The sequence below is a fragment of the Phocaeicola fibrisolvens genome (assembly GCF_025567125.1).
Classification (GTDB): Bacteria; Bacteroidota; Bacteroidia; order Bacteroidales; family Bacteroidaceae; genus Phocaeicola; species Phocaeicola fibrisolvens.
In genome coordinates this window covers 20,478-46,057 of the sequence record NZ_JAOQJI010000032.1, presented here as the reverse complement: position 1 = coordinate 46,057, position 25,580 = coordinate 20,478, and the positions used below count along the sequence as shown (strand labels likewise).

Here is a 25,580-nt window from a genome sequence, read left to right as displayed (position 1 = left end):
AAAATGACAATAAAAATGGCATATGAAAATGATAGACCATAATCACTTCATATGCCATTTTATTTTTGGGGGACATTTACTGAATATCCCTGTATAAAAAAGAATGAGAAGGAAACGCTTCACAGCGTCTCCTTCTCTTAACACATAGGCATCTTCATTTTTTCATGAGATTGTAAAATTAATTTGCGAAATCAATTTGAGGTAAATGACAATCTCAGAACTTTATTTTATGGGGTTGGGTTTAGCCTAGTTTGTTTTGTTTGTTCATTGTTTTGTTTATTTGTAAGTAATAATACAAAACCCGTGCCAAAGCCTTCAGACCCTTGTAGCGGGGGAAGTGCGGGGAAATTCTGTAGAACGGGTGTGGAATGTGTAGAAAAATTCCACACTCTTATTGTGGAATGTGGTACAGCTTGAGTTTGTTGTACAATGTTTTCCGGTCGATTCCCAGCAGCGTGGCTGCCTTGGTCTTGTTATTGCCGGTCTGTTGTAATGCTTTCATGATTCTCAGTTTTTCAGTCTCTTCGTTGTGAAGAATAAAAGATTCTTCTGGAATCCTTGTAGAAGTTTCTTCCCGCTGTTCGCCGATTTCTTCTCCCAGGTCTTTTCGTGTGATATATTCTCCTTGGGCAAGTAGAGTAGCCCGTTTGACTGTATTTTTCAGCTGGCGAAGATTGCCGGGCCATGGATAACTTTGCAGGGTTTCGCTGGCTTCTGCGTCGAAACCAATCAGTGAACGTTCCAATTCGCGGTTTGCCTGATCCAGGAAAAAATTCGCAAACAGCAGGATGTCTTCCGGACGGTCTTTCAGTGAAGGCATTTGCAGGGTAAATTCATTGATGCGGTGGTATAAATCTTCCCGGAAATTACCTTTGTTGATAGCCTCTTTCAAATTTTCGTTGGTTGCGCTGATCAGTCGTACGTCCACTTCTATTTCCTTGGCCGATCCAATACGGCGTATACGGCGTTCCTGCAGGGCACGCAGCAATTGTACCTGCACTTCGTAGCTCAGGTTACCAATTTCATCCAGAAACAAAGTACCTCCGTTTGCTTCTTCAAATGCTCCGGCTTTATCGTTTAAGGCCCCCGTAAACGAGCCTTTTACGTGTCCGAAGAATTCAGAGGCTGCCAGATCCTTAGGAATGGAGCCACAGTCGATGGCGATAAACGGTTTGTCTGCCCGTTTGCTGAGCTGATGGATGCGGTGGGCTACATATTCTTTTCCGGTTCCGCTGGCTCCGTTGATGAGCACCGACATCTGAGTAGGAGCCACCAGATTGACATAATTATATAGTTTTCGGGCTTCTTCGCTTTCTCCTTCCAGAAAATTGTGAGAAACAGCATTTTTCTTTTCTTTGGAAGTATCGGTAACCGTTTCTTCCTGATGAATGGCTTCCTTGATTTTTTTTAGTAGTTCATCCGGTTGTACTGGTTTGGAGATGTAGTCGGTAGCTCCTTCCTTCATTGCTCGTACGGCACTTTGAATTTCGGCATAGCTGGTCATGATGATGAAAGGTACCTGATCATTTTGCTCACGTAACCAAGATAACAAACTCATTCCGTCCTGATCCGGAAGGCGCAGGTCAGACAAAATCAGGTCGAACTTCCGTGACCCGATTTGTTTGCGTGCTCTTGCCTGCGTACTTGCAGTTTCCACTTCAAACCCTTTTTTCCCCAGCCATGTTTTCAGCATGGTAGAGAAAGTCAAATCATCCTCAACGATTAAAATAGACGGAATCATGTATTTTTTATTTATTTGGTTTTACAAAGATAATATTTTTTATGATATTCTTTCTGTATCCTTCAAGATTTTGCTTCCAAGGATGTTTTTTGTCTCTTCCACAATGATGCTGGCGGCTCGGGTTGCCTCCTGGCAATAAGTATGGTTCCCTCTTTGCTGTTCTAGCCATTGAAGGGAGGGAATTGCTTTCCGGGCTTCAATCATGATAAAAGTGGGGAGCATCTTGTGTGCTACGGCGCATAGACTTTCCATGTCTTCCATCTGCATGGCATCTTGTATCTTCTTCAGATTCTTACGGGTTTCCTGAGCGAACGTTTGTAGAATTTCTCTGGCCGCTTTGGGGTCGTCCTCGGAAAAGGCAGTGAGTGGAGAAAAATTATAGGATTTTTCCTCCTCTAATTTTGGTGAAGAAGGTATTCCTGTTTGAGTAGGAAGAGCTGCTTCATTTGTTTGGAGTGAAAATACATGAGTCAGTATTCTGCACAAATCAGATTGACTGAAAGGTTTTTGTAGCATACCGGCAAATCCTTTCCGTTGGAAATCGGTCTCGTCCATGTCTCCCCGGGCTGTGATAGCGATGAGAGGGATAGATTGTGCTTGTGCAAAATGGAGGCTGCGAAGATGTTTCAGCAATTCAAAACCATTCATGGCTGGCATTTGGATATCGGTGAACACCAGGTCGAATTTCCCATTTTGAAGCTCGGTAACAAGCTCTTCCGGGTGTTCACAGCACACAGTCTTTATTTTCAGTCCTTCAAATTCTTCTTCCAGATTGTGTAACATGGCTTCTGTCAGATGCATTTGGATGCGGTCGTCATCGATAATCAGTATCCGCAATAACCGTTCAGAAACTTGAGTTGTGGTTGGAGTTGTTCCGTGGAACGTTTTGGAAGAAATGGAAGGGAGTGGCATGGATACTTGGAAGGTACTTCCTTTTCCAGGAGTACTCTCTATTTCGATTTTTCCGCCTAAAAGTTCTACTAGTTTCCTAGTAATGGACAATCCTAGCCCGAATCCTTCCTGACCTTGTGCACTGCGCAGACGGGTAAACTCTTTAAATATCTTTTCCTGCTCCTTTTCAGTCATGCCACATCCTGTATCGGAAACACGCAGCACAAACTGGTTTCCATGGTATTCTGCTTGTAAGGTAATTTCGCCGGTAGCTGTGAATTTCAGTGCATTCGACAAAAGATTTTCCGTAATCTGCCGGATGCGGAATGGGTCTCCTTCCAAGTTTAAGGTTTCCGGCAGTTTTTCTTTCAATGTCAGTTGCAACTCTTTTTTCTCGGCCAGCGGCAGAAAACTGTTGTAAATGTTTGTCAGCAGTTCATGCGGGTTGAAGGTTACCGGATGCAAGTCCATCTTTCCGGCTTCCAGTCGGTGATAGTCGAGCAGAGAGGTGACGAGGGCCAACAGGTGCTGGGCCGAACTTTTCATGTTCGACAAGTAGAACTGTTGTCTTTTGTCGTTTACCAGCCGGATAAGCAAGTCGATGTAGCCGATGATGGAACCGGCCGGGGCTTTGATGTCGTGTGTGATGGTCAGCATCAGTTTTTCGCGTGCCACCAGCAGATTCTCGGCATAGAGTTTGGCTTTTTCCAGTTCCTTCCGGTAATGGTTGTTGCGGGTAATGTCGCGTGCGATGACAACAGAGAAAACCAGTACCAGTATGAATGCGGCAATGGCGATGTGAGCCATGGTCTTGGCCGCATTTTTCCGTATTTCTTCCTCCTGCATCAGTTTGACACGGGCTGCTTCCTGTTCGTCATGTTCAATGTTTTCGAGCAACTGATTGACACGTTGACTAAGCCCGCTTCCAACGATGCGGAGGCTGTTGATGCGTGTGTTCAGCATTTCCGTCTCTTTCTGCCGGGTTTGGAACACTTTGTGCTGGATACCTGTAATCATGTGGCTGATGGTATCTATCGGGCTGTACACCTCATCGAGGGTGTCGGTATATTCTTCCTGTATCACGTTGCTCACCTGAGTGGAATCTTCTTTTCCTGGTGCAAACACATCGGCCAGTCTCTTGAAGAAGCCCTTCTTTTTATGGTGTATGGTGTACGAATTGTGATGGGTAATGACTTTTCTTCGTACATGCGGTGTGCTGAGCAGGGAATCCTGCTGGGCAATCAGACTGTCCAGTTGTTCCTGATAAATCTGGTCGGTTGGGGTGTTCCGCATGGCCTCCAGTACGGCATACATGTTCCATTGCTTGTTCCTCAACAAGGTTCTTACCGTATCCAGACGAGCTTGTTGCAAAGTGTCGGTCAGAATGATTTCCAGTGTATCAATCGAAGCATTTACCTCTTTCATGGCTTTCAGGTAATGATGGTATTCGTCTAGATTACCGGTACGCAGGGTTTGCCCGATAATTTCTGCATCATACAATTGGCTGATAATGCGGTGCGTAATGTGGCGGCGATGGTCGAGCTGATCTCTCAAATTGGTAGGAGTCGTGAGCAGGTTCATCTGCTGGATGGTGTAGGTGAAAGCTCCCATCAGCAGTCCGACCAGCACGATGTAGCCGAATACGATTTTGGAGGAAGTGGAAAACATGGTTTAACAGGATTGTTTGGTTTTATATCTGAAGCGCAGGTAATACATAATTCCGGCACTGGTGAGTCCGAAAGGAAAGGCGGCCCAGATTCCCGTGACACCCCACTGGCAGACAAATCCGAAGAAATAGCCGGCCGGCAGCGAAATCAGGAAGTAGGCGATGAAGGAGAACAGCATCATGGGGCGTACGTCGGCAATCCCCCTCAGGGCATTGGCGAAGTTGATTTGCAGGCCGTCGCCAAACTGGTAGAGCAGGAAGGGGATGATGACCTGGGCCACCATGAGGCTCACGGCTGCATCGTCTGTAAACCAGCCCCCGATGTGGTGGCGGAGCAGGAAGATGGGGATACCGGTCAGCACAATCATGGCCAGAATGATATGGAAGCCCGCACGGGCTGTGTGGCGTACGTTCTCCAAGTCTTTCTGTCCGAAGAAATAGCTGATACGTACGGATACGGCAGCTCCCATGCCGTAGTACATCATGAAGCATACCTGCGATACGGCCATCATAATCTGATAGGATGCCAGTGCCGTACTGCCCAGCCAGCCCACCATGATGGCGCTGAGGCTGAACGAAGCGGTTTCCATGCCCATCTGTCCGGCAATGGGCCATCCCAGTTTGTTCAGTTGTCCGAAATCAGTTTTGTTGATATGTCCTTGGGTAAATCCTTTTTTGAATACTTCGTAGCGGGAAGTGCCGAAGAAAAGAATCAGGTAGGCCACCACCATCAGGATGCGTGAGGTCAGGGTGGCGATGCCGGCCCCTAACAGCCCCAGTTCCGGAAAACCTGCCTTCCCGTAAATCAGCAGGTAGTTCCCCACGATGTTCAGCACGTTGCCACCCAGCAGAATCCACATGGAGATGCGGGTATCGGTGATGCCGTCGGTAAACTGTTTGAAACCGTTGAACCACAGTACAAAAGGCAGGGAGGAAAGGAGCACCAGATAATAGGGACGCATTACCGGAATCAGTTCCTCCGGCTGGCCGAGACGTTCCAAGTTCCAATAGAGCAGTCCCATGACCAGGCAAACGATGAGCGCCAGCAAGGTGTTGGCTGCCAGACTGTTCTTCAGCGCCCTTCCGGCTGCTTCATGGTGGTGCTGTCCGAAAAGGCTTCCCACGATGGGTGTCAGCCCGTAACTGAATCCCGTGCTGAAGATGATGGCCAGGTTGAACATGTTGTTCACGAAACTGGCTGCGGCCAGTTCCTGCGTACTGTGGTGCCCAATCATCAAGGTATCGGCAAAACCCAGCACGATGACCCCGATTTGTCCGATGACGATGGGAATGCCTAGCCAGAGAAGCGCCCGGTAGTTGGATTTTTTCATGGAATTGCCTTGTAATAAAGAATGCTGCAGTTTTCGGGTACAAAACATTTGGCAGAAACCGCCTGAATCTGTGGGGCGGTTACCGCGCGGTATTTGTTCACCTCGTCGTTGATGTCTTCAGCTTTTCCTGTCAGTTCGAAGAAAGCCAGGTTGGTGGCCACGTTCAAATAGTTGATGTTGTTGAATATCTGTTCACTTTCGTAGCGGTTTTTCACCTTTTCCAGTTTTTGTTCGCTGACGGGTACGGTTTTCATCTTCTCCAGTTCCTTCCAGATGGCTTCTTCGGCCTGTTCCAGCGAAACTCCCTCGGCAGGTTTTCCGGTGATGTGGAGCAATCCCTCATCCAGACTACCCGAAATATACGCATCGATGGAAGTGAACAGTTTTTGTTCCTGCACCAGCGACTGTACGAAACGGGAGGAACGTCCGTTTGAGAGGATATCCGTAATCATGTCGTACACATAATAATCCGGATGCATGCGATTGGACATGTGGAAGGCCATGTAAATGGCATCCACGGGGACTTTCCGTTCCACCGTCTTGCGGCGGATGGCCGTTTGCGGCTGCTCTTTCGGAAGCTGGCGGGGAGGAATTTTCCGGGCCGGAATCGGACCGAACCATTTCTGTGCCAGTCGGATGGTTTCCTCGAAAGTGATGTGTCCCGTTACGGCCAGGATGGCATTGTTGGGTGCATAGAAACGGTAGAAGAAGTCTTTCACCTCTTCCAGCGTGGCATGGGCAATGTGTGCAATCTCCTTGCCGATGGTTGGCCAGCGGTAAGGATGCGATTCGTAAGCCAGTTCCCTCAGCAGATGCGACGCGTCCCCGTACGGCTGATTCAAGTTGCGCTGTTTGAACTCTTCAATGACCACCTGCCGCTGTACTTCCAGACTTTTCGGGTTGAAGTCCAGGCTGAGCATACGGTCGCTTTCCAGCCAGAACCCCGTTTCCACGTTTTGGAACGGCAGGGTGATGTAATAATTCGTCATGTCGTTGTTGGTCCAGGCATTATTTTCCCCTCCGGCATTCTGTACCGGCGTATCATAATCAGGGATATGAAGGGAGCCTCCGAACATCAGATGCTCGAACAGATGGGCAAAGCCCGTGTGTGACGGGTCTTCATCGCGGGCTCCCACGTCGTACAGCAGGTTGAGGGCGACCATTTGGGTAGAGTCGTCCTCATTGTGTACAATCCGCAGCCCGTTGTCCAGTGTATAACGGTTTACTTGAATCATGCGGGTGTCAGGTTATTCAATCACGGTTGCTTTCAGGATACGGACATCAGTTTCCGGACGGTCGGCCCGGTTGGTCTTGACTGCCTGAATCTTGTCCACTACGTCCATTCCGTCGGTTACTTCTCCAAATACGGTGTAAGCTCCGTCCAGGTGAGGTGCTCCTCCCACGGTGGTGTAGGCCGCAATCTGTTCACGGCTGAACTTCAAGGCCGGTTCCTTGGCCACGATAGCCCGTGCCTGCGTCTCCAGGCTGTCCTGCAGTTCCAGCAGACCGTCGTTGTCACCGGCTTTCCGCATCTTGTAGATTTCCTTCATGTGTTTGCGGGCTAGTTCGTTGAACACGTTCTCCAAACGCGCGTCGTTCAGCTGGTTTTCCATACTGATCATCTGTGCTTCCGAGAACTTACGTCCGGTCACGATGTAGAACTGACAGCCGGAAGATTCCTTTTTCGGATTCACGTCGTCTCCCAGACGGGCTGCAGCCAACGCCCCTTTCTTGTGGAAGAATTTCGGGTTGAATTCTGCCGGAAGTGTATAACCCACGTCACCGTTACCCAATGTCGTGGTGTCGGTGGCCGTCTTGCTCTGCGGGTCGCCGGCCTGAATCATGAAGTTCTTGATGACACGGTGAAAAAGCGTACTGTCGTAAGTACCCTCCTTGACCAGTTTGATGAAGTTGTCGCGGTGCTTGGGCGTTTCGTTATACAGTTTGACCGTGATGTTGCCCATGGTCGTTTCCAGACGTACAAGTGTTTCGTTTCCAGTTTCCATATCGGTTGTCTTTTTTTGATTGCCCGTGCATGCCATCAGGCAGCAGGCCATCAGTGTGAATAAAATAGCAAATCTTTTCATGTCAAAAAAGGATGATTTTGCAAAGGTACAAAAAAACTCTTTATCTGCTGCTTTCCGGCTTTGTCCTCCTTACTTTTCTTCAGGGGAAACGGCCACATACACCCGATGTGTGCGCTGGCCTTTGGCCTGTATGCCCGTGTCGGGTGTGCGGCTCCAGGTCTGCAGTTCGCGGGCAGCGGTCGTATGACTCAGTCCGGTCAGCTCCATGTAGTCGGCCACGGTGAGGTAGGGGTGTTTCAGTAGAAAGTTCTGAGCCATTTTCAGTCGTTTCTCACTGCTGTGCCGGGAGGTTTTCAGTCGGGACGTGCCATTTTCTCTTTCGAGCGTGCAGTGCAGACTTGTTTTTTGGATCAGCTCCTTGTCGGCCCGGAAATTGATGTTTCGGATGCGGATGCTGCGCGCATTGCGGCGGGTATCCCCTTCGGGGAGCTCAGCCTCCTTGCCTTTGGCCAGTCCCAAGGAGGGAGTGAAGGTACCGATTTGGTCGAGTTTGACGGAGTAACCTCGTGCCATTTCGCGGGTCATGGCTTCGTGCAAGGCCACCAGCATGCCTTTTATTTCGCCCGCACTGTAGCTGCTTTGTTTGGCAATGTCATTCACCAAATCTTCGGTACTGCATTGTCCTTTGATAATCATTCTCGGATAGAGAAGGGTTTCCTCCTCGTTGTGCAGGTCTTTCATTTCCTGCATGGTGTAAGTTGCCGACATCGTAAGTAATAAATTTAAAGGTTTAAACAAATTCTTTCTTTTTCTTCGATATTTTCTCTGTTTCATTGTGTGGGATATGTATTTCACAGTGTGAAATACATATCCCACACTGTAGTTTTTGTATCCCACAGTGTGAAACAGAGAATTCTCCTTGGTGAAGATAGTTATATTTAAGGGGAAAAGCAAGAATTGGACGGAGAATTTTGTGTTTACAGGTTCATCACTTCCTGCTCAAAGTTCTCCTTGTCTCCTTTGGCGCGGTTGCGTATCTTGCTCCGGTAATTGTAGACCGTAGCCAGGGAGTATCCTAGGAAATGGGCAATCCGGTTGGCATCGGTCACTCCCAGCCGTATAAGTGCAAAGATGCGGAGTTCGGTGTTCAGTATTTCGCCCGGTTTGGGTTCAATCTTTCCTTCTTCGGTGAGCAAATTGTTGAAGTCGCGGATGAAGTGGGGAAACAGTTCCAGGAACGATTTATCAAATTCGTTGTAGAAATTCTTGCGCTCTTCGCGCAGGAATTGTTCCGAACGGATAGCCTTGAACAATTCTTCAATGCGGGATGCCATGGCCAGTTTTTCGAGGGAGCGTCGGTATTGTTCCAGCTTGTCCAGGTAGCTGACGCAGCGGTCCAGGTAGCGTGCGATATATACCTCCTTAATCTTGCCTGTTTGCTGCAACTGCTTGTTGACCGCCACCAGCTCTTTATTGGTTTTCGATAAATCCCGTCGCATGAAGGCCAGTTTCTTCATACCATGATATAAATAGAATGCCAGCACAATCAGCGAGATGGCCAGCGAACTGATGCTGACCATCAGAATCCATCCCAAGCGTTTTTCCTGAGCTTTCTTGTCTGAGTGGGCTTTGTCGATGATGGGGTAGAATTCGGTGACTTCCAGGAAACGCAAGCGGGCGTTGCAGGCCACGGCATCTTTCATCGAACAGCTGACGTAGGTGTATGCACTTTCCGGATCGCCTTGCAGATAGACCAAGCGGGCCAGTTTCTGCAGGGCGGCATATTCTCTTACGGAAGAAGTCAGGTCGATAAGTGCGGTCTGTGCCAGGTAATAGATTTCCATGTCGAGGTCTTTCTTGGCCTCGTACGCCAAAGAAAGGGTATAGTATACATAGGCCTTTTCCTGCATATCCAACGAGGAGGTGAGCACCTTGTTCAAGAGGGGAATCGCTTTGTCGGGGTGTCCCTCCAGAATTATCTTTTCTGCCAGAATAATCTGGCGGTTACTATTTTCAGGCAAAATCTCCAGAAGAGAGTCACGGTAGAGCCCTGTCTTTTCCAGGTATTTCTCTTTGACGGACTTGTCTGCGGTGTTGTCGGCCATCCATCCGTAGCAGGCCCTGATGGTGAAATAGTAATATCTTTGATTGAGAGAGTCCAACTGGTACGGGTTGAGGGTCTGCAATTTTTCCAGCGCTTCGTTGTACATGCCCATGACTCCTTCCACTTCTGCCCGGTTGATGGTCAGTTCAATGTCCCTTTCGGGTTGCTTCTGTAGGGAGTTGTAGTATGCTTTTCGGCGAAGGTAATGGCAGGCAGAGTCGGCCTGGTAGTGAAGATACAGGTTGAACAGCGTTCCGCAGAGCTTGTATTGTTCGTTGGGGTCTGTGGCATAATTCAGGTGTTGCTTCATCTGAAAAATGGTGGCTTCCCGTTCGTTCCGGTATTTTTCTTTTTGGGCGATGACCTTGTCAAGTTGTGCCAATATCCGTTCGTTGGAGGTTTGTGCGCAAACGCTTGTCCGCAGGCTGCTTTCCCATGCGAGAAGCAGGAGGAAAAATAATATTCTCATAGCCTTAAGGTTGTATAGGATGTGTTATCTCATTTATATTTTAATCACTTAAAAAGTTATTAACATACAGTAAATGAATATATTGATACTTGTATGTATTTATATTTTGTTTCCAAAGATAAGAAATCTTTTTTCAGGAATCTATTTTTGCGATGAAAAACATTCAACCTCAATATCATGAAACATACATTGATTTTATGGGCTGTGTTCCTCTTCGTATGGGGGATGGGACAGACTGCCCGTGCCATGGACGTAAAGAAGATTGCCCCCTCTTTCTGGTGGGCGGGAATGAAACATTCCGAATTGCAGATTTTGCTGTATGGTGACGACCTGGGTTCTTCCGATGTGACTGTGTCGGGAGAGGGAGTTTATTTGGAAGAAGTCGTGAAGCAGGAGAATCCGAATTACCTGTTGCTGTATGTAGATTTGTCGGAGGCAGAGGCGCAGACTTTCCATATCCAGTTAAAGAATGGAAAGAAGCAGCTTCAAATTCCGTATGAATTGAAGGCGCGTACGCGAAAAGGAGAAGATGTGAAAGGATTTACTTCCGAGGATGTGTTGTATCTGATTATGCCCGACCGCTTTTCCAACGGGAATCCGGATAATGACGTAGTGAAAGGCATGAAAGAAACGAAGCTGGACCGCACGGATTCGTTTGCCCGTCACGGGGGAGACCTTCTGGGTATCTCGAACCATTTGGATTATATTGCCGATCTGGGAGTGACGGCCATCTGGCTGAACCCGACACAGGAAAATGACATGGAGGGCGGTTCTTATCATGGATATGCCATTACGGATTATTATCAGGTAGACCGGCGCTTCGGTAGCAATGAGGATTTCCGTGACATGGTGGACAAGGCACACGGAAAAGGTTTGAAAGTGGTGATGGACATGATTTTCAACCATTGCGGCAGCGAGAACTACTTGTTTAAGGACAAGCCTTCGAAGGAATGGTTCAACTTTCATTCCAATTATGTACAGACTTCGTTCAAGACGGCCAGTGTGATGGACATCCATGCCAGTGAGTATGAAAAGAAGATTGCCACCGACGGATGGTTTACTTCCGTGATGCCCGATTTCAATCAACGTAACCGTCATGTGGCACGCTATCTGATTCAGAGCAGTATCTGGTGGATTGAATATGCAGGCATCAACGGCATCCGGCAGGATACGCACCCATACGCGGACTTTGATTTTATGAGCCAATGGTGCAAGGAGGTGTTGGAGGAATATCCTTATTTTAATATTGTAGGGGAAACTTGGCTGAACAGTAATGTATTGGTTTCTTATTGGCAGAAGGACAGCAAGCTGGCTGCCCCGTTAAACTCGAATCTGCCTACGGTGATGGATTTTCCTTTGCAGGCATTCATGAACCAGGCTTTCGATGAAGAGACCGGTGAGTGGGGAGGAGGTCTTTATAAGCTGTATGATTATCAGACACAGGATTTGGTGTATGCGAATCCGATGAACTTGCTGACTTTTCTGGACAATCATGACACTTCACGCTTTACACGGACGGATGAGATGGCGCAGGATTTGAAGCGTTACAAACAGGCTTTGGTCTTTTTGCTGACTACCCGGGGGATTCCACAGATTTATTATGGTACGGAAATCCTGATGACCGGGGATAAGGGGAAAGGTGACGGCGACTTGCGTAAGGACTTTCCGGGCGGATGGCCGGGCGATGTCCGTAACTGCTTTGAGGCCAGCGGACGGACGCCGTTGGAAAATGAGGCATTTGAGTTTACGCGCAAGTTGTTGAACTGGCGGAAAGAAAATCCGGTTATCGGAAAAGGTACGCTGAAGCATTATTCCATCTGTCAGGGAGTGTATGTCTATCAGCGGGAGTTCAACGGCAAATCGGTGGTAGTGGTGATGAACGGAACCGATTCACCGAAAGAACTCGACCTGACTCCTTACAAGGAAATTCTTCCGGCTGACAAGGTTCGGGACTTGCTGACGGGAAAGCAGGTGAATCTGGAAGGAAAACTGGCCTTGGAAGGACGTGAAAATTTGGTGATGGAGTTCTAAATCATTTCTATTTTTAGGCTTTTTGTGTGATGTAAAATCTTTGGTTTTCAGTTGATTGGTTGCGTTCTGGGTTTCTATTTTTCTGTGGATGAAAATAAAGATGGAAGAGGAAACCTAATTTTGCTTCCGGTAACTGAAAAACATAAATCCAATTAAATTAATACCGCGAAAAACGTATGAAAACAAGAAAAACTTTTGCCTTTGTAGCAATGTGCTGTTGTGCATTTCTGGCACACGCACAGAAACTGACTTCGCCGGATGGCAATCTGGTAATGGATTTCAGTTTGAATCAGAAAGGAGCTCCGGTGTATGAGCTTACCTTTAAGAACAAACAAGTCATCAAGCCCAGTACTTTGGGATTGGAATTGAAACGGGAAAATCCGGAAAAACGGATTGGCTTTGAATGGACGGAACGTAAGGACAAGGAACGTGTAGATGAAAAGACCAACCTGATGACGGGCTTTAAAGTCAGAGAAACACATACTTCTACTTTTGATGAGACTTGGCGTCCGGTATGGGGAGAAGAAAGTGAAATCCGCAATCATTACAATGAACTGGAAGTCACGCTCGACCAACCGGAAAATGACCGTTACATTGTGATTCGTTTCCGCTTGTTCAACGACGGACTGGGTTTCCGTTATGAGTTTCCTCAACAGAAGAACCTGAATTATTTTGTCATCAAGGAAGAACATACGCAGTTTGCCATGACAGGCGACCATACTGCTTTCTGGATTCCGGGCGACTATGACACGCAGGAATATGATTATACCACTTCCCGTCTTTCTGAAATCCGTGGAAAGATGAAAGAGGCGGTTACTGAAAATTCTTCACAGTTTGTGTTCTCACCGACAGGGGTACAGACGGCGTTGATGATGAAGACGGATGACGGATTGTACATCAACCTGCATGAAGCGGCGTTGAAGGACTATTCTTGCATGAGCCTGAATCTGGACGACAAGAATCTGGTATTTGAATCATGGCTGACTCCTGATGCCAAAGGGGATAAAGGGTATATGCAGACACCGTGTACTTCTCCTTGGCGTACCGTCATTGTGAGCGACGATGCCCGCAACATTCTGGCGTCACGTATCACCTTGAACTTGAACGAACCCTGCAAGATTGCAGATACTTCCTGGATTCATCCGGTGAAATACATTGGTATCTGGTGGGATATGATTACCAATAAAGGAACCTGGGCTTATACGGACGATTTGGCGAGTGTGAAACTGGGTGAGACAGATTATTCCAAGACCAAGCCCAACGGAAAACATTCGGCCAATACCGCAAACGTAAAACGTTACATCGATTTCGCAGCCGAAAATGGTTTTGATGCCGTATTGGTAGAAGGATGGAACCAGGGCTGGGAAGACTGGTTTGGCAAGAGCAAGGACTATGTGTTCGATTTCGTGACTCCTTATCCTGACTTTGACGTGGAAGAAGTGCATCGCTATGCAGCCAGCAAAGGGGTGGAGATGATTATGCATCATGAAACATCGGCCTCTGTACGTAACTACGAGCGTCACATGGACAAGGCCTATCAGTTTATGGTGGACAACGGATACCATGCGGTAAAGAGTGGTTATGTGGGCGACATCATTCCGCGCGGAGAGCATCATTATGGACAATGGATGGTAGACCACTATCTGTATGCAGTGAAGAAAGCAGCCGACTACAAGATTATGGTGAATGCCCATGAAGCAGTTCGCCCGACCGGTTTGTGCCGTACGTATCCGAACTTGATTGGAAATGAGTCAGCCCGCGGTACGGAATATGAATCCTTTGGTGGAAACAATGTGAACCATACGACCATTTTGCCGTTTACCCGGTTGATTGGCGGCCCGATGGATTATACACCGGGTATTTTTGAACCGGATTGCAGCAAGATGAATCCGAATAACAAGTCGCATGCACGTACCACTCTGGCACGCCAGTTGGCCCTTTACGTGACGATGTACAGTCCGTTGCAGATGGCTGCCGATGTGCCGGAAAACTATGAACGCTTCATGGATGCTTTCCAGTTTATCAAGGATGTGGCAGTAGACTGGGATGAAACCAAATACCTGGAAGCCGAGCCGGGAGAATATATCACCATTGCACGCCGTGCTAAGGGAAGCACCGACTGGTATGTAGGATGTACCGCAGGATATAACGGTCATGAATCGAAGTTGTCTCTTGATTTCCTGCAGCCGGGCAAGAAATATGAAGCGACCATTTATGCAGATGCAAAGGATGCCAGCTGGGACAAGAATCCGCAGGCTTATACCATTACTAAGAAAAAAGTGACCAATAAGACTAAATTGAACCTGAAAGCTGCTGTGGGTGGAGGTTACGCCATTTCCATCAAGGAAGTGAAATAAGAAACCATAAGGGAAAGATTGTGGTTTTCAATAGGTATTTGAACAAAAGTTTAGGGAACACTTTAATTTAATAATATGGAAATAAAACTGAATAGTACGAGTAAATTCCTGGCTGTATGGATAGTCGGAGTTTTCCTTTCCCTGCAAGCCTTTGCACAAGGATTTACTGTGAAAGGAGTAGTGAAGGACAATGCCGGTATGGGTGTCATCGGTGCCAATGTGCTGGTGAAGGGAACTACCGTGGGCACGATTACGGATTTGGATGGTAATTTTACACTGGAAGCTAAAAAAGGTGATGTGATTGTCATTTCTTTTATCGGATATAAGACGCAAGAACTTCCTGCAGAGGCTACCATGAATGTGACGCTTCAGGATGATACGGAAGTGCTGGATGATGTGGTGGTTATCGGTTACGGTTCGGTGAAGAAGAATGATGCCACCGGTTCGGTAACAGCTATCAAGCCGGATGAACTGAGTAAGGGTATTACCACCAATGCACAGGATATGTTGACTGGAAAGGTAGCCGGTGTGAGTGTGATTTCCAATGACGGAACTCCGGGTGGAGGTGCACAGATTCGTATCCGTGGAGGTTCTTCCCTGAATGCCAGCAACGATCCGCTGATTGTGATTGACGGACTGGCCATCGATAACAGCGGGGTCAAAGGTATGTCGAACGGGCTTTCTATGGTGAACCCGGAAGATATTGAGACGTTTACGGTATTGAAAGATGCTTCGGCTACAGCCATTTATGGCTCCCGTGCTTCCAACGGTGTCATTATTATCACTACGAAAAAAGGAAAGAGTGGTCAGGCTCCGAAAGTCAGCTACAACGGTTCGGTTTCCGTATCCACCATTCAGAAGAAATACGATGTACTGAATGGAGACGAATACCGGGCATACGCTCAGCAGATTTTTGGCGATGAGTTGCCGACGTCGCTGGGTACGGCCAATACCGACTGGCAAGATGAAATCTTCCGTCCGGCCATCAGTACCGACCATCATGTGTCTATCAACGGAGGGCTGAAGAATCTTCCGTATCGCGTTTCATTGGGATACAGTTATAACAATGGTATTCTGAAGACGTCCAATTTCCAGCGTTTTACCGCATCGGTGAATCTGGCTCCTTCTTTCTTCGACGACCATTTGAAGGTGAATGTAACGGCCAAATACATGAATGGAAAGAACCGGTATGCCGATGCCGGAGCTGCCATTGGAGGTGCACTTTCCATGGATCCTACTCGTCCGGTATATGGCGGTGACAGCATGTATGACGTGTTTGGAGGTTATTATCAGAATGCACAGTCTACTTCTGATTTTTCGGATCCGGACTGGCGGTATACGGCGAACAAGAATACGCCGCAGAATCCGGTGGCAGCTTTGGAACAGAAAGACGACAGTGCCAACAGCAACGATTTCGTAGGGAATGTAGAAGTGGATTATAAATTCCATTTCTTGCCCGACCTGCATTTGCATGCCAGCTTGGGTGGTGAATATGCAGACGGTACGCAGACTACCATTTATTCACCCTATTCATTCTCTTACAACTATTATGGGAATACTTCGGCTGTGACCGAATACAAATATAATTTGTCGTATAACGTATATGCACAATATGTCAAGACATTGGGTGCACATACCCTTGACATCATGGCCGGTGGGGAGGAACAGCATTTCCACCGGAATGGGTTTACCATCGGGAATGGAGTGGATCCTTATACCGGAGAAATTCATGATGCCGTGTTGAAGGGACAGACGGCGTATGCTACCCGCAATACGTTGATTTCTTACTTCGGACGTTTGAACTATACGTTGTTAGACCGTTACCTGTTCACCTTCACCATGCGCTGGGATGGTTCTTCCCGTTTTGCTGACGGAAACCGCTGGGGTACTTTCCCCTCTCTGGCTCTGGCTTGGAAGATGAAGGAAGAAAACTTCTTGAAGGATGTCAATTTCCTGTCCGACCTGAAACTCCGGTTGGGATGGGGTATCACCGGACAGCAGGATGTAAGTTCGGATTTTGCCTACATGCCGCTGTATGTGGTGAGTGACGATTATGCTCAGTATCCGTTTGGAGATACATATTATCATACTTCGCGTGCCAATGCCTTCAATACGAACTTGAAGTGGGAGCAGACTACCACTTACAATGCCGGATTGGATTTCGGATTCCTCAACGGACGTATCAGCGGTAATGTGGACGGGTATTACCGTGAAACAAACGACTTGCTGAACAGTGTGAAGATTCCGGTGGGTACGAACTTCAATGCACAAATGTTGCAGAATATCGGTTCGCTGAAAAATTACGGTGTGGAATTTGCCTTTAACGTGAAACCGGTGGTTACGAAAGATTTTATGTGGGACGTGACCTATAACTTTACCTGGAACCATAATGAGATTACCAAGCTGACCGGTGGGGATGATGCTGATTATTACGTAGAAACTGGTAACAGCATTTCCCGTGGTAACAATACGAAGGTACAGGTCAACAAGGTGGGTTATGCAGCTAACTCTTTCTATGTGTACCAGCAGGTATATGATGAAAACGGTAATCCGATTGAGAATATGTTTGTCGACCGCAATGGGGATGGCATCATCAACAGCTCTGATAAGTATATCTACAAGAAACCGGCAGCCGATTTCATGATGGGACTTACTTCGAAGATGACATATAAGAATTGGGATTTCAGTTTCTCCTTGCGCAGCAGTCTGAATAACTACGTGTATTACGACTTCCTGGCTGGGAAAGCGAACGTGAGCAGCTCGGGATTGTTCTCCAATACGGCGTACTCGAATACTACCCCGGAAGCCATTGCGCTGGGCTTTACAGGAAAAGGAGATTATTACATGAGCGACTATTTCGTCCGGAATGCTTCTTTCCTGCGTTGTGACAACATTACACTGGGATACTCGTTCAAGAACCTGTTCAAGACCTCGGCCTATAAAGGTATTGGCGGACGCGTGTATGCAACGGCTCAGAATCCGTTTATTATCACCAAGTACAAGGGACTGGATCCGGAAGTGCAGAGTGGCATTGACTCTAATCCTTATCCGCGTGCCTTCACGTTCCTGCTGGGAGTTAATTTACAATTCTAATTTATGAAAACATTAAGACGTATGAAAACTAGCTATTTGAAACATATATTTTCAGCGGCACTGACAGTAGCCGTTTCATTGGGAAATGTATCGTGCATCAATGACTTGGACATCAGTTCCATTGACCCGCAAAGTTCTTCCAGCTTTGACCAGGAGGGAGCTTTCGTCAAGCAGTATGCCTTGTTGGGTCTGACGGGGCAGAAAGGTCTGGCGGGTACTCCCGATTTGGATGGACAGGATGAAGGGGAGTCCGGATTCTATCGTACCATCTTTAATTGTCAGGAATTGCCTACCGACGAATGTGTATGGGTATGGCAGGACAATGTGGATATTCCTCAGTTTACCAGCATTGCATGGAATTCTTCCAGCCAGCGGACGGAATGGGTGTATGTGCGTTTGGGGTATGACATTACTCAGATGAATTTTTTCTTGGACCAGATTGCCGATAAAACGGATGAAGAATCCCTTCGCCAGCGTGCGGAGGTGCGTTTCTTGCGTGCCTTGCACTATTCTTATTTCCTGGACTTGTTTGGAAAGGCACCTTTCAAGGAACATTTTGACAATGAACTGCCGGTAGAGATAACAGGAAAGGACTTGTATGACTATATCCAGAAAGAATTGGATGAATGTGAAGCGGACATGTATGAACCGGGTCAGGCTCCTTTCGGACGTGCGGACAAAGCAGCCAACTGGCTGTTGAGGGCCCGTGTCTACTTGAATGCAGAGGTGTATACCGGTACGGCAGATTATGAGAATGCCAAAACGTATGCGGATAAAGTGATCAATAGCGGATATTATGAATTGTGCGATGACTATAAGCTGATGTTCATGGCCGACAATGACCAGAATGAAAAGGCCATGAAGGAAATCATTCTTCCCATTCGTCAGGACGGTATGAAGACCCGAAACTATGGCGGTTCTACTTATTTGATTTGTGGCACGCGTACGGGTGGAATGCCGCACATGGGTACCACGAACGGGTGGTCGTGTCTGATTGCCCGCAATGCGTTGGTGTATAAGTTCTTTGAGGAAGGAAGTGTACCGATGATTCCGGAAGATGTGGAGGTGCCCGGGCAGAGTGACTTTGCCAATGATGAGGACATCGACGCTTGGGATGCACAGTATGGCGTGCGGACACAGGATATGATTCAGGCAGCGGGTGATGACCGTGCCATGTTCTATTCGGGTGCAGGTGGCGGACGACGGACAATGGATCCGAAATCCATCACCGGTTTTCAGAGTGGGTTGTCTGTCGTGAAATGGCAGAACATCCGTTCGGATGGGGCTTCTACCAGTCATACTGAATATCCGGACACGGATATCCCTTTGTTCCGGTTGGCTGAAGCCTATCTGACCCGTGCGGAAGCTAACTTCCGGCTGAATCAAAAGAGTCTGGCATGGGAAGATATCAAGACTTTGCGTGCTAAACGCGGATGCGTCAAACAACCTGCCTTGAACGAGATTACCGAGATGTATTTGTTGGACGAATGGTCACGCGAATTTTATCTGGAAGGCCGTCGCCGCAGTGATTTGGTACGTTTCGACTGCTTTACCACCGACAAGTATTTGTGGGACTGGAAAGGGGGCGTGAAAGAAGGTAAGTCGGTGAGTGACATTTACAATGTCTATCCGATTCCGGCCACAGACCTGAACAACAACAATAATATGCATCAGAATGAAGGCTATTAATTTATTAGGAGCAAGTAACATGAAAAAGATATTATTTCCCATTTTGTTGTTAGTCGGATGCGGACTTCCGTTGCTTACAGCTTGTAATACGGACCGAGATGATAATCCGACATTACATGAAGCAGAGACATTTGTACTGGAGACTCCGGAGGACAATGTGTATGATTTAGGAGCGGGTCAGGATACGATTGTCCTGAATTGTGTGCAGCCTGCTTATGGCTTTACAGCAGCTACGACCTATAGTGTGCAGGTTTCACTGAATGAATCTTTTGTGGATGCGACGGAAGAATCCGAAGCTAATTACAAGACTCTCTCAACGACTTATACCTCTACTTCCATTGCATTGAAGCCTGAGGAATTGAATATGGTAGTCGTGGATTTGTGGAAGCAGGCGAACCCGGAGGCAGATGCATATATCGGTGCGGTAACTCCGGTATATTTCCGGCTTGCAGCGGTTATTACCGGTAGTGAATTGGGCAATTCGGTATCGAATGTGGTCAAGGTCAGCCAAGTGAAACTGGGCGAAGTGGTTTCTACGATAGAGCTTCCTGAGGAAATGTATCTGGTAGGCTCCAGTATCGGAACAGCCTGGGGAACGTGGCAACCGATGGTCAGTGTGAACGGGCTGGCCGGAGAGTTTTGGAGTATGGTGTATTTTGATGCGGGCGCAGAGTTCAAGTTCGGTAAGTTTGAACAGGACTGGAATGGTTATTCCAAGATTCATCAGTTTAAGGATAATGCCGGAGCCGGACTGTCTGACAGCGGTGATAATATTAAAGTAAGTAAAGGAGGCTGGTACATTGTTTATTTGGTTGCAGAAGTGAATGGAGAAGATTATCAGTATACCCTGAGTTTTTATAAACCGGATGTATATGTCTTGGGCAGCACAGTGGGCGACTGGAATTACAATGAGGCTTATAAGTTCTCGGTACCGGAAGATAAGAACGGCAGCTTTGTCTCTCCGACTTTGACGGCAACGGGTGAAGTACGCATGTGTATCAAGGCAGATACAGACTGGTGGCGGCTGGAATTTACACTGAAGGATGGTGCCACCATATTCTATCGTGAAAACAATGCAGTGAATAACGGATGGACGGACTTGGGAGCGGAATATTCCTTGACTGCCAATCCGGGTCAGAAGATTTCGTTGAACTTTACGGAAGGAACCGGATTCCTCAACTAAGACTGAATATCTTGATATGAAAATACCCCTGTCACGGAAATTGGTGGCGGGGGTATCTTTTTTCAGAAGGACGGGAATATCCTTACGATTATAGCATTTGTTCTCATTCTCTGATTTCTTTCAGCTGGAAATCCTTTCTCCGCAGCACGAAACTGTTGCTCAGGTATTTCTCACGGACAATCTTGTTCTCTGCCAGTTCTTCCGGTGTGCCTTGGAATAGAATCTTCCCTTCAAACAGCAGATAAGCCCGGTCGGTGATACTCAGCGTTTCCTGTACGTTGTGGTCAGTAATCAGGATGCCAATGTTCTTGTCTTTTAGTTTCCAGACAATGTGCTGGATATCCTCTACCGCAATCGGGTCGACTCCGGCAAACGGTTCGTCGAGCATGATGAATTTCGGGTCGATGGCCAGGCAGCGTGCGATTTCCGTGCGGCGGCGTTCACCTCCGGAAAGCTGGTCACCCAAGTTCTTGCGGACCTTCTGGAGCCGGAATTCAGCAATCAGACTTTCCAATTTTTCTTTCTGGTATTCGGGTGATTTGTTGGTCAGCTCCAGCACGGAGGCAATGTTGTCTTCCACACTCATCTTGCGGAACACGGAGGCTTCCTGCGCCAGGTAACCGATTCCGTTTTGGGCCCGCTTGTATACGGGATAAGAGGTGATGTCCTTATCGTTCAGGTAGATATGCCCTTCGTTGGGGACAATCAGTCCGGTGGTCATATAAAAGGAAGTGGTTTTTCCGGCCCCGTTGGGTCCGAGCAATCCCACAATTTCTCCTTGTTTCACATTGATGGAAACATGGCTTACCACCGTTCGTTTTCCGTATTTCTTTACCAGGTTTTCGGTCCGAAGTACCATTCGTCCATCTGACGGCAATTCAAAATTTTCGGTAGTATGTTCTTGATTTTCTTGTGCTGCCATTGTCTTTTTGTTAACTGTTCAGTCGTTGCAAAAGTAGTAAAAATCTTGGGTTCTGTGGTTCTTAATTCGAAAATCCTCCAGTCTTTTATTATAATATAGCTAAAAAGCAGTACTTTTGCATCAAACATGATTGTAACAATATGATAAAGCCTATCACAAACTTTGGAAAATACCTCATGTTGATGGGGCGTGTGTTTTCCCGTCCGGAGCGATTCCGGATGTATTTAAAGCAATATCGGAATGAAATGGTACAGTTGGGCATCAACTCCATCGGCATTGTGTTGCTGATTTCCTTTTTTATCGGTGCCGTGATTTGTATCCAAATTAAATTGAATATTGAAAGTCCTTGGATGCCACGTTTTGTGGTGGGATATACTACGCGTGAGATTTTGTTGCTGGAATTTTCTTCTTCCATCATGTGTTTGATTCTGGCGGGTAAGGTCGGTTCGAACATTGCCTCCGAAATAGGAACGATGCGTGTGACGCAGCAAATTGATGCGCTCGAAATTATGGGAGTCAACTCGGCATCCTATCTGATTCTTCCTAAAATCTTGGGATTGATGACCATGATTCCTTTTTTGGTGATATTCAGTATTTTTGCGGGTATCATTGGGGCATTCTGTACGGCATGGTTTGCAGGAATAATGAATGCGACTGATTTGGAATATGGTTTGCAATATTGTTTTGTAGAGTGGTATATCTGGTGTAGCTTTATTAAATCGCTATTTTTCGCTTTTATTATTGCGAGTGTATCGGCCTATTTTGGATATACAGTGGAAGGTGGTTCTATTGCCGTAGGAAAGGCTAGTACGGATTCGGTCGTATCAAGCAGTGTCTTGATTTTGTTTTCAGATTTAATACTTACACAATTATTGATGGGATGATACAGTTGAAATCTATATGCAAGTCATTTGAAGGACGTACAGTTCTTGAAGACATTAATTTCTCCTTTGACAATGGAAAAACCAATCTGATTATCGGACAGAGTGGTTCTGGTAAGACCGTGTTGATGAAATGTATTGTAGGATTGCTGACGCCCGAGTGTGGAGAAATCTTGTATGACGGACGTAACCTGCTGGATATGGGGAAGAAAGAGAAGAAGTCGTTGAGGCGGGAGATGGGAATGATTTTTCAGAGTGCAGCCTTGTTCGACTCTTTGTCTGTGCTGGAGAATGTGATGTTCCCGCTGGATATGTTTTCCAATGATACGTATCGTGACCGGGTGAAGCGTGCACAGTTTTGCCTGGACCGTGTGAACCTGATGGATGCTCAGTCAAAATATCCAGGAGAAATCAGTGGAGGTATGCAGAAACGTGTGGCTATTGCGCGTGCCATTGCTTTGCAACCCAAATATCTGTTCTGTGATGAACCTAACTCTGGTCTTGATCCTAAGACTTCGCTGGTGATTGATGAACTGATTCATGACATTACCACAGAGTATAATATGACTACCATCATCAATACGCATGACATGAACTCGGTAATGGGTATCGGTGACAGCATTCTGTATATTTATCAGGGACATAAGGAATGGGAAGGCACCAAAGACGATGTGTTCAACGCCACGAATGAACGTTTGAATAATTTTATTTTTGCTTCTGATTTGCTTCAGAAAGTCAAGAAAGAAGAAAACAAAATACAGAAAATCTGATTTTTTCTATTCAGGTGTATCCTTGAAATCCGCGAGTAATGACTGGTTGGAGGGAGAGAGATTTTTCCAGAAGACCGGATAGGAATGGAGAAACCGATGTTTCCCGGATTTATTCCGGGTGGAGGAATCATACGCCCGTAAATATTTTTTACACTGTCAGTTTGGTTATTGAAAGATTAAACATTATTTTTGCAACCACTTTTGATAAATACGAGAAATAATTAATAATTAAATAAATAAGTCGGAAATGAATATTTCATTGCAAAATGTAGACAATGTAAGTGCTGTGCTTACTGTCCAGATTGAAAAAGCTGATTATCAGGAAAAGGTTGAAAAAGCACTGAAGACGCTTCGTCAGAGAGTAAATATGCCGGGATTCCGTAAGGGTATGGTTCCTATGGGATTGATCAAGAAACAGTATGGAACGTCTGTATTGTTGGAAGAAGTTGATAAGTTGCTGCAGGAAAAGGTAGGTGAATATATCCGCGATAATAAAGTAAATATGTTGGGTACTCCTCTGCCGAAAGAAAATCATGCAAACTTTGAAACAGACGAAAACTTCGAATTTTCATTTGATATTGCTTTGGCTCCTGAATTCAACGTGGAGTTGTCTAACAATGATACGGTAGACTACTATGACATCAATGTAACCGATGAAATGGTAGATCAGCAGGTGAAGATGTATACACAGCGTACTGCTAAATATGACAAAGTAGAAGATTACCAGGACAACGACATGCTGAAAGGTTTGTTGGCTGAATTGGATGAAAACGGTAGTACAAAAGAAAACGGTCTTCAGGTAGAAGGTGCAGTCATGATGCCTACTTATATGAAGAACGATGAACAGAAAGCTATTTTCAACGGCGCAAAAGTCAATACTGTCTTGGTATTCAATCCGTCGGTTGCTTTTGACAACAACGAAGCAGAACTGGCTTCTTTGCTGAAAATCAAGAAAGAAGAAGTAGCTAACTATAAAGGTAACTTCAGCTTCCAGATTGAAGAAATTACTCGTATGATTCCGGGTGACCTGAATCAGGAATTGTTTGATCAGGTATTGGGTGAAGGAAAAGCTCACAGTGAAGAGGAATTCCGTGCTCAAATCAAGGAAACGATTGCTAAACAGTTTGAATCAGATAGTGACTATAAGTTCTTGCTGGATGTACGTACTTATCTGTCTGGTAAGGTAGGCAAGTTGCAGTATGCAGACGAACTGATGAAGCGTATCATGTTGGAAAACAACAAGGATAAAGGTGAAGAGTTCGTTTCTGAAAACTATGAAAAGAGTCTGGAAGAACTGACTTGGCACTTGATTAAGGAGAAACTGGTAGCCGCTAACAATATCAAAGTAGAACAGGCTGATATTACCAATATGGCAAAAGAAGCTACTCGTGCACAGTTTGCACAATACGGAATGATCAATGTTCCTGATGAATTGTTGGAAAACTATTCAAAGGAAATGTTGAAGAAACGTGAGAGCGTAGAAGCTTTGGTGAACCGTGTAATTGAGTCTAAACTTTCTGAAATTCTGAAAGGACAGGTTACATTGAATCATAAAGCTGTTTCTGCGGAAGAATTCAACAAGATGTTTCAATAATTTGTTTTAGCAAGGCTGATTGCTAAAATAGTTTAAAAAAGGAGGCTTTTAACGGGACTTCTTCTGTAGGACAGAAGTGTTTTGTACTTTTGTTTTCTCAGAAAAAGGAGGTTAGAGGCCTCTTTTTCATTGTGTAAAATTAATAGTAAAATTATGATGGACGATTTTAGAAAATATGCAACCAAGCATCTAGGAATGAACAGTATGGTGCTTGATGATGTCATCAAGTCGCAGGCAGGATATTTGAATCCGTATATTTTGGAAGAACGCCAGTTGAATGTAACACAGCTGGATGTTTTTTCCCGCTTGATGATGGACCGTATCATATTCCTGGGTACCCAGATAGATGATTATACAGCCAATACGTTGCAGGCGCAGCTCTTGTATCTGGATTCTGTGGATTCTGGAAAAGATATTTCCATTTATATTAATTCTCCGGGCGGTTCAGTATATGCTGGATTAGGTATTTATGATACCATGCAGTTTATCAGCAGTGATGTGGCGACTATCTGTACAGGTATGGCGGCATCGATGGCGGCAGTATTGCTGGTAGCGGGAAAAGAGGGTAAGCGTTCCGCCTTGACTCATTCTCGCGTAATGATTCATCAGCCGATGGGAGGAGCACAAGGGCAGGCTTCGGATATTGAGATTACAGCTCGTGAAATTCAGAAATTGAAAAAAGAATTATATACTATCATTGCTGACCATTCTCATACTGAATTTGACAAAGTATGGGCAGACTCTGATCGTGATTATTGGATGACAGCTTCTGAAGCAAAGGAGTATGGTATGATTGATGAAGTGCTTTCGCGCAAGCCTTCGTTGTAAACA

The 25,580-nt window shown here is 46.2% G+C and carries 17 protein-coding genes; 9 read left to right on the top strand and 8 right to left on the bottom strand.

Annotation, left to right across the window (positions count from 1 at the left end; translation table 11 throughout):
- Positions 1–391: 391 nt before the first annotated feature.
- The 7 genes from OCV81_RS12440 to OCV81_RS12410 all read right to left on the bottom strand — a co-directional run bounded on the left by OCV81_RS12440 (position 392) and on the right by OCV81_RS12410 (position 10,229).
- Positions 392–1,741 (bottom strand): sigma-54-dependent transcriptional regulator, encoded by a 1,350-nt coding sequence (locus OCV81_RS12440; RefSeq protein WP_148330256.1) that lies wholly within the window; start codon positions 1,739–1,741, stop codon positions 392–394.
- Positions 1,742–1,780: 39 nt separating this feature from the next.
- On the bottom strand, positions 1,781–4,300 hold the full coding sequence (locus OCV81_RS12435) for an ATP-binding protein (protein ID WP_148330255.1): 2,520 nt from the start codon (positions 4,298–4,300) through the stop codon (positions 1,781–1,783).
- Between the two features lie 3 nt (positions 4,301–4,303).
- Positions 4,304–5,629 (bottom strand): MATE family efflux transporter, encoded by a 1,326-nt coding sequence (locus OCV81_RS12430; RefSeq protein WP_148330254.1) that lies wholly within the window; start codon positions 5,627–5,629, stop codon positions 4,304–4,306.
- Positions 5,626–6,864: a M16 family metallopeptidase gene (locus OCV81_RS12425; RefSeq protein WP_148330253.1), complete on the bottom strand. Its 1,239-nt coding sequence runs from the start codon at positions 6,862–6,864 to the stop codon at positions 5,626–5,628. Before OCV81_RS12425 ends, OCV81_RS12430 begins: the two co-directional genes overlap by 4 nt.
- Positions 6,865–6,876: 12 nt before the next feature.
- Positions 6,877–7,716: a peptidylprolyl isomerase gene (locus OCV81_RS12420; protein ID WP_072543554.1), complete on the bottom strand. Its 840-nt coding sequence runs from the start codon at positions 7,714–7,716 to the stop codon at positions 6,877–6,879.
- Between the two features lie 69 nt (positions 7,717–7,785).
- A complete protein-coding gene (locus tag OCV81_RS12415) occupies positions 7,786–8,424 on the bottom strand; it encodes an HU family DNA-binding protein (protein WP_148330252.1) in 639 nt (212 codons plus the stop codon).
- 209 nt (positions 8,425–8,633) lie between these two features.
- Positions 8,634–10,229 carry a DUF6377 domain-containing protein gene (locus OCV81_RS12410; protein WP_148330251.1) on the bottom strand — a complete coding sequence of 532 codons (1,596 nt, stop codon included), beginning with the start codon at positions 10,227–10,229 and terminating at the stop codon, positions 8,634–8,636.
- Positions 10,230–10,406: 177 nt separating this feature from the next.
- Between OCV81_RS12410 and OCV81_RS12405 the strand changes: the two genes are divergently transcribed.
- The 5 genes from OCV81_RS12405 to OCV81_RS12385 all read left to right on the top strand — a co-directional run bounded on the left by OCV81_RS12405 (position 10,407) and on the right by OCV81_RS12385 (position 20,582).
- Positions 10,407–12,260, top strand: coding sequence for a glycoside hydrolase family 13 protein (locus OCV81_RS12405; RefSeq protein ID WP_148330250.1), 1,854 nt, complete (start codon positions 10,407–10,409; stop codon positions 12,258–12,260).
- Between the two features lie 176 nt (positions 12,261–12,436).
- Positions 12,437–14,617, top strand: a complete 2,181-nt coding sequence (locus OCV81_RS12400) for a glycoside hydrolase family 97 protein (protein ID WP_148330249.1) — start codon at positions 12,437–12,439, stop codon at positions 14,615–14,617.
- Positions 14,618–14,692: 75 nt separating this feature from the next.
- The gene (locus OCV81_RS12395; RefSeq protein WP_148330248.1) at positions 14,693–17,710 is read left to right on the top strand and encodes a SusC/RagA family TonB-linked outer membrane protein; all 3,018 of its coding nucleotides are present in this window, start codon (positions 14,693–14,695) and stop codon (positions 17,708–17,710) included.
- A 21-nt stretch (positions 17,711–17,731) separates the two neighbouring features.
- Positions 17,732–19,399, top strand: coding sequence for a starch-binding outer membrane lipoprotein SusD (susD, locus tag OCV81_RS12390; RefSeq protein ID WP_148330247.1), 1,668 nt, complete (start codon positions 17,732–17,734; stop codon positions 19,397–19,399).
- 19 nt (positions 19,400–19,418) lie between these two features.
- Positions 19,419–20,582: a SusF/SusE family outer membrane protein gene (locus tag OCV81_RS12385; protein ID WP_148330246.1), complete on the top strand. Its 1,164-nt coding sequence runs from the start codon at positions 19,419–19,421 to the stop codon at positions 20,580–20,582.
- 103 nt (positions 20,583–20,685) lie between these two features.
- On the opposite strand, the gene lptB is transcribed toward OCV81_RS12385, so the two are convergent.
- Positions 20,686–21,504 (bottom strand): LPS export ABC transporter ATP-binding protein, encoded by an 819-nt coding sequence (gene lptB, locus OCV81_RS12380; protein ID WP_022355022.1) that lies wholly within the window; start codon positions 21,502–21,504, stop codon positions 20,686–20,688.
- Between the two features lie 140 nt (positions 21,505–21,644).
- Between lptB and OCV81_RS12375 the strand changes: the two genes are divergently transcribed.
- The 4 genes from OCV81_RS12375 (at position 21,645) to clpP (ending at position 25,577) form a co-directional block, all read left to right on the top strand.
- Positions 21,645–22,388 carry an MlaE family ABC transporter permease gene (locus OCV81_RS12375; RefSeq protein WP_022355021.1) on the top strand — a complete coding sequence of 248 codons (744 nt, stop codon included), beginning with the start codon at positions 21,645–21,647 and terminating at the stop codon, positions 22,386–22,388.
- Complete coding sequence (locus tag OCV81_RS12370) at positions 22,385–23,155, top strand: ABC transporter ATP-binding protein (RefSeq protein WP_148330245.1); 771 nt, start codon at positions 22,385–22,387, stop codon at positions 23,153–23,155. Before OCV81_RS12375 ends, OCV81_RS12370 begins: the two co-directional genes overlap by 4 nt.
- Before the next feature lie 247 nt (positions 23,156–23,402).
- Positions 23,403–24,749 carry a trigger factor gene (gene tig / locus OCV81_RS12365; RefSeq protein ID WP_148330244.1) on the top strand — a complete coding sequence of 449 codons (1,347 nt, stop codon included), beginning with the start codon at positions 23,403–23,405 and terminating at the stop codon, positions 24,747–24,749.
- A 156-nt stretch (positions 24,750–24,905) separates the two neighbouring features.
- Positions 24,906–25,577: an ATP-dependent Clp endopeptidase proteolytic subunit ClpP gene (gene clpP, locus OCV81_RS12360; protein ID WP_148330259.1), complete on the top strand. Its 672-nt coding sequence runs from the start codon at positions 24,906–24,908 to the stop codon at positions 25,575–25,577.
- The last annotated feature ends 3 nt before the right edge of the window (positions 25,578–25,580 follow it).

Coding starts and splice junctions, on each gene's coding strand:
- OCV81_RS12395 (WP_148330248.1), top strand. CDS start 14,693: ATGGAAATAAAACTGAATAGTACGAGTAAATTCCTGGCTGTATGGATA.
- OCV81_RS12430 (WP_148330254.1), bottom strand. CDS start 5,629: ATGAAAAAATCCAACTACCGGGCGCTTCTCTGGCTAGGCATTCCCATC.
- OCV81_RS12415 (WP_148330252.1), bottom strand. CDS start 8,424: ATGTCGGCAACTTACACCATGCAGGAAATGAAAGACCTGCACAACGAG.
- OCV81_RS12440 (WP_148330256.1), bottom strand. CDS start 1,741: ATGATTCCGTCTATTTTAATCGTTGAGGATGATTTGACTTTCTCTACC.
- lptB (WP_022355022.1), bottom strand. CDS start 21,504: ATGGCAGCACAAGAAAATCAAGAACATACTACCGAAAATTTTGAATTG.
- tig (WP_148330244.1), top strand. CDS start 23,403: ATGAATATTTCATTGCAAAATGTAGACAATGTAAGTGCTGTGCTTACT.
- OCV81_RS12420 (WP_072543554.1), bottom strand. CDS start 7,716: ATGAAAAGATTTGCTATTTTATTCACACTGATGGCCTGCTGCCTGATG.
- OCV81_RS12405 (WP_148330250.1), top strand. CDS start 10,407: ATGAAACATACATTGATTTTATGGGCTGTGTTCCTCTTCGTATGGGGG.
- OCV81_RS12385 (WP_148330246.1), top strand. CDS start 19,419: ATGAAAAAGATATTATTTCCCATTTTGTTGTTAGTCGGATGCGGACTT.
- OCV81_RS12400 (WP_148330249.1), top strand. CDS start 12,437: ATGAAAACAAGAAAAACTTTTGCCTTTGTAGCAATGTGCTGTTGTGCA.
- clpP (WP_148330259.1), top strand. CDS start 24,906: ATGGACGATTTTAGAAAATATGCAACCAAGCATCTAGGAATGAACAGT.
- OCV81_RS12375 (WP_022355021.1), top strand. CDS start 21,645: ATGATAAAGCCTATCACAAACTTTGGAAAATACCTCATGTTGATGGGG.
- OCV81_RS12425 (WP_148330253.1), bottom strand. CDS start 6,864: ATGATTCAAGTAAACCGTTATACACTGGACAACGGGCTGCGGATTGTA.
- OCV81_RS12435 (WP_148330255.1), bottom strand. CDS start 4,300: ATGTTTTCCACTTCCTCCAAAATCGTATTCGGCTACATCGTGCTGGTC.
- OCV81_RS12370 (WP_148330245.1), top strand. CDS start 22,385: ATGATACAGTTGAAATCTATATGCAAGTCATTTGAAGGACGTACAGTT.
- OCV81_RS12410 (WP_148330251.1), bottom strand. CDS start 10,229: ATGAGAATATTATTTTTCCTCCTGCTTCTCGCATGGGAAAGCAGCCTG.
- susD (WP_148330247.1), top strand. CDS start 17,732: ATGAAAACTAGCTATTTGAAACATATATTTTCAGCGGCACTGACAGTA.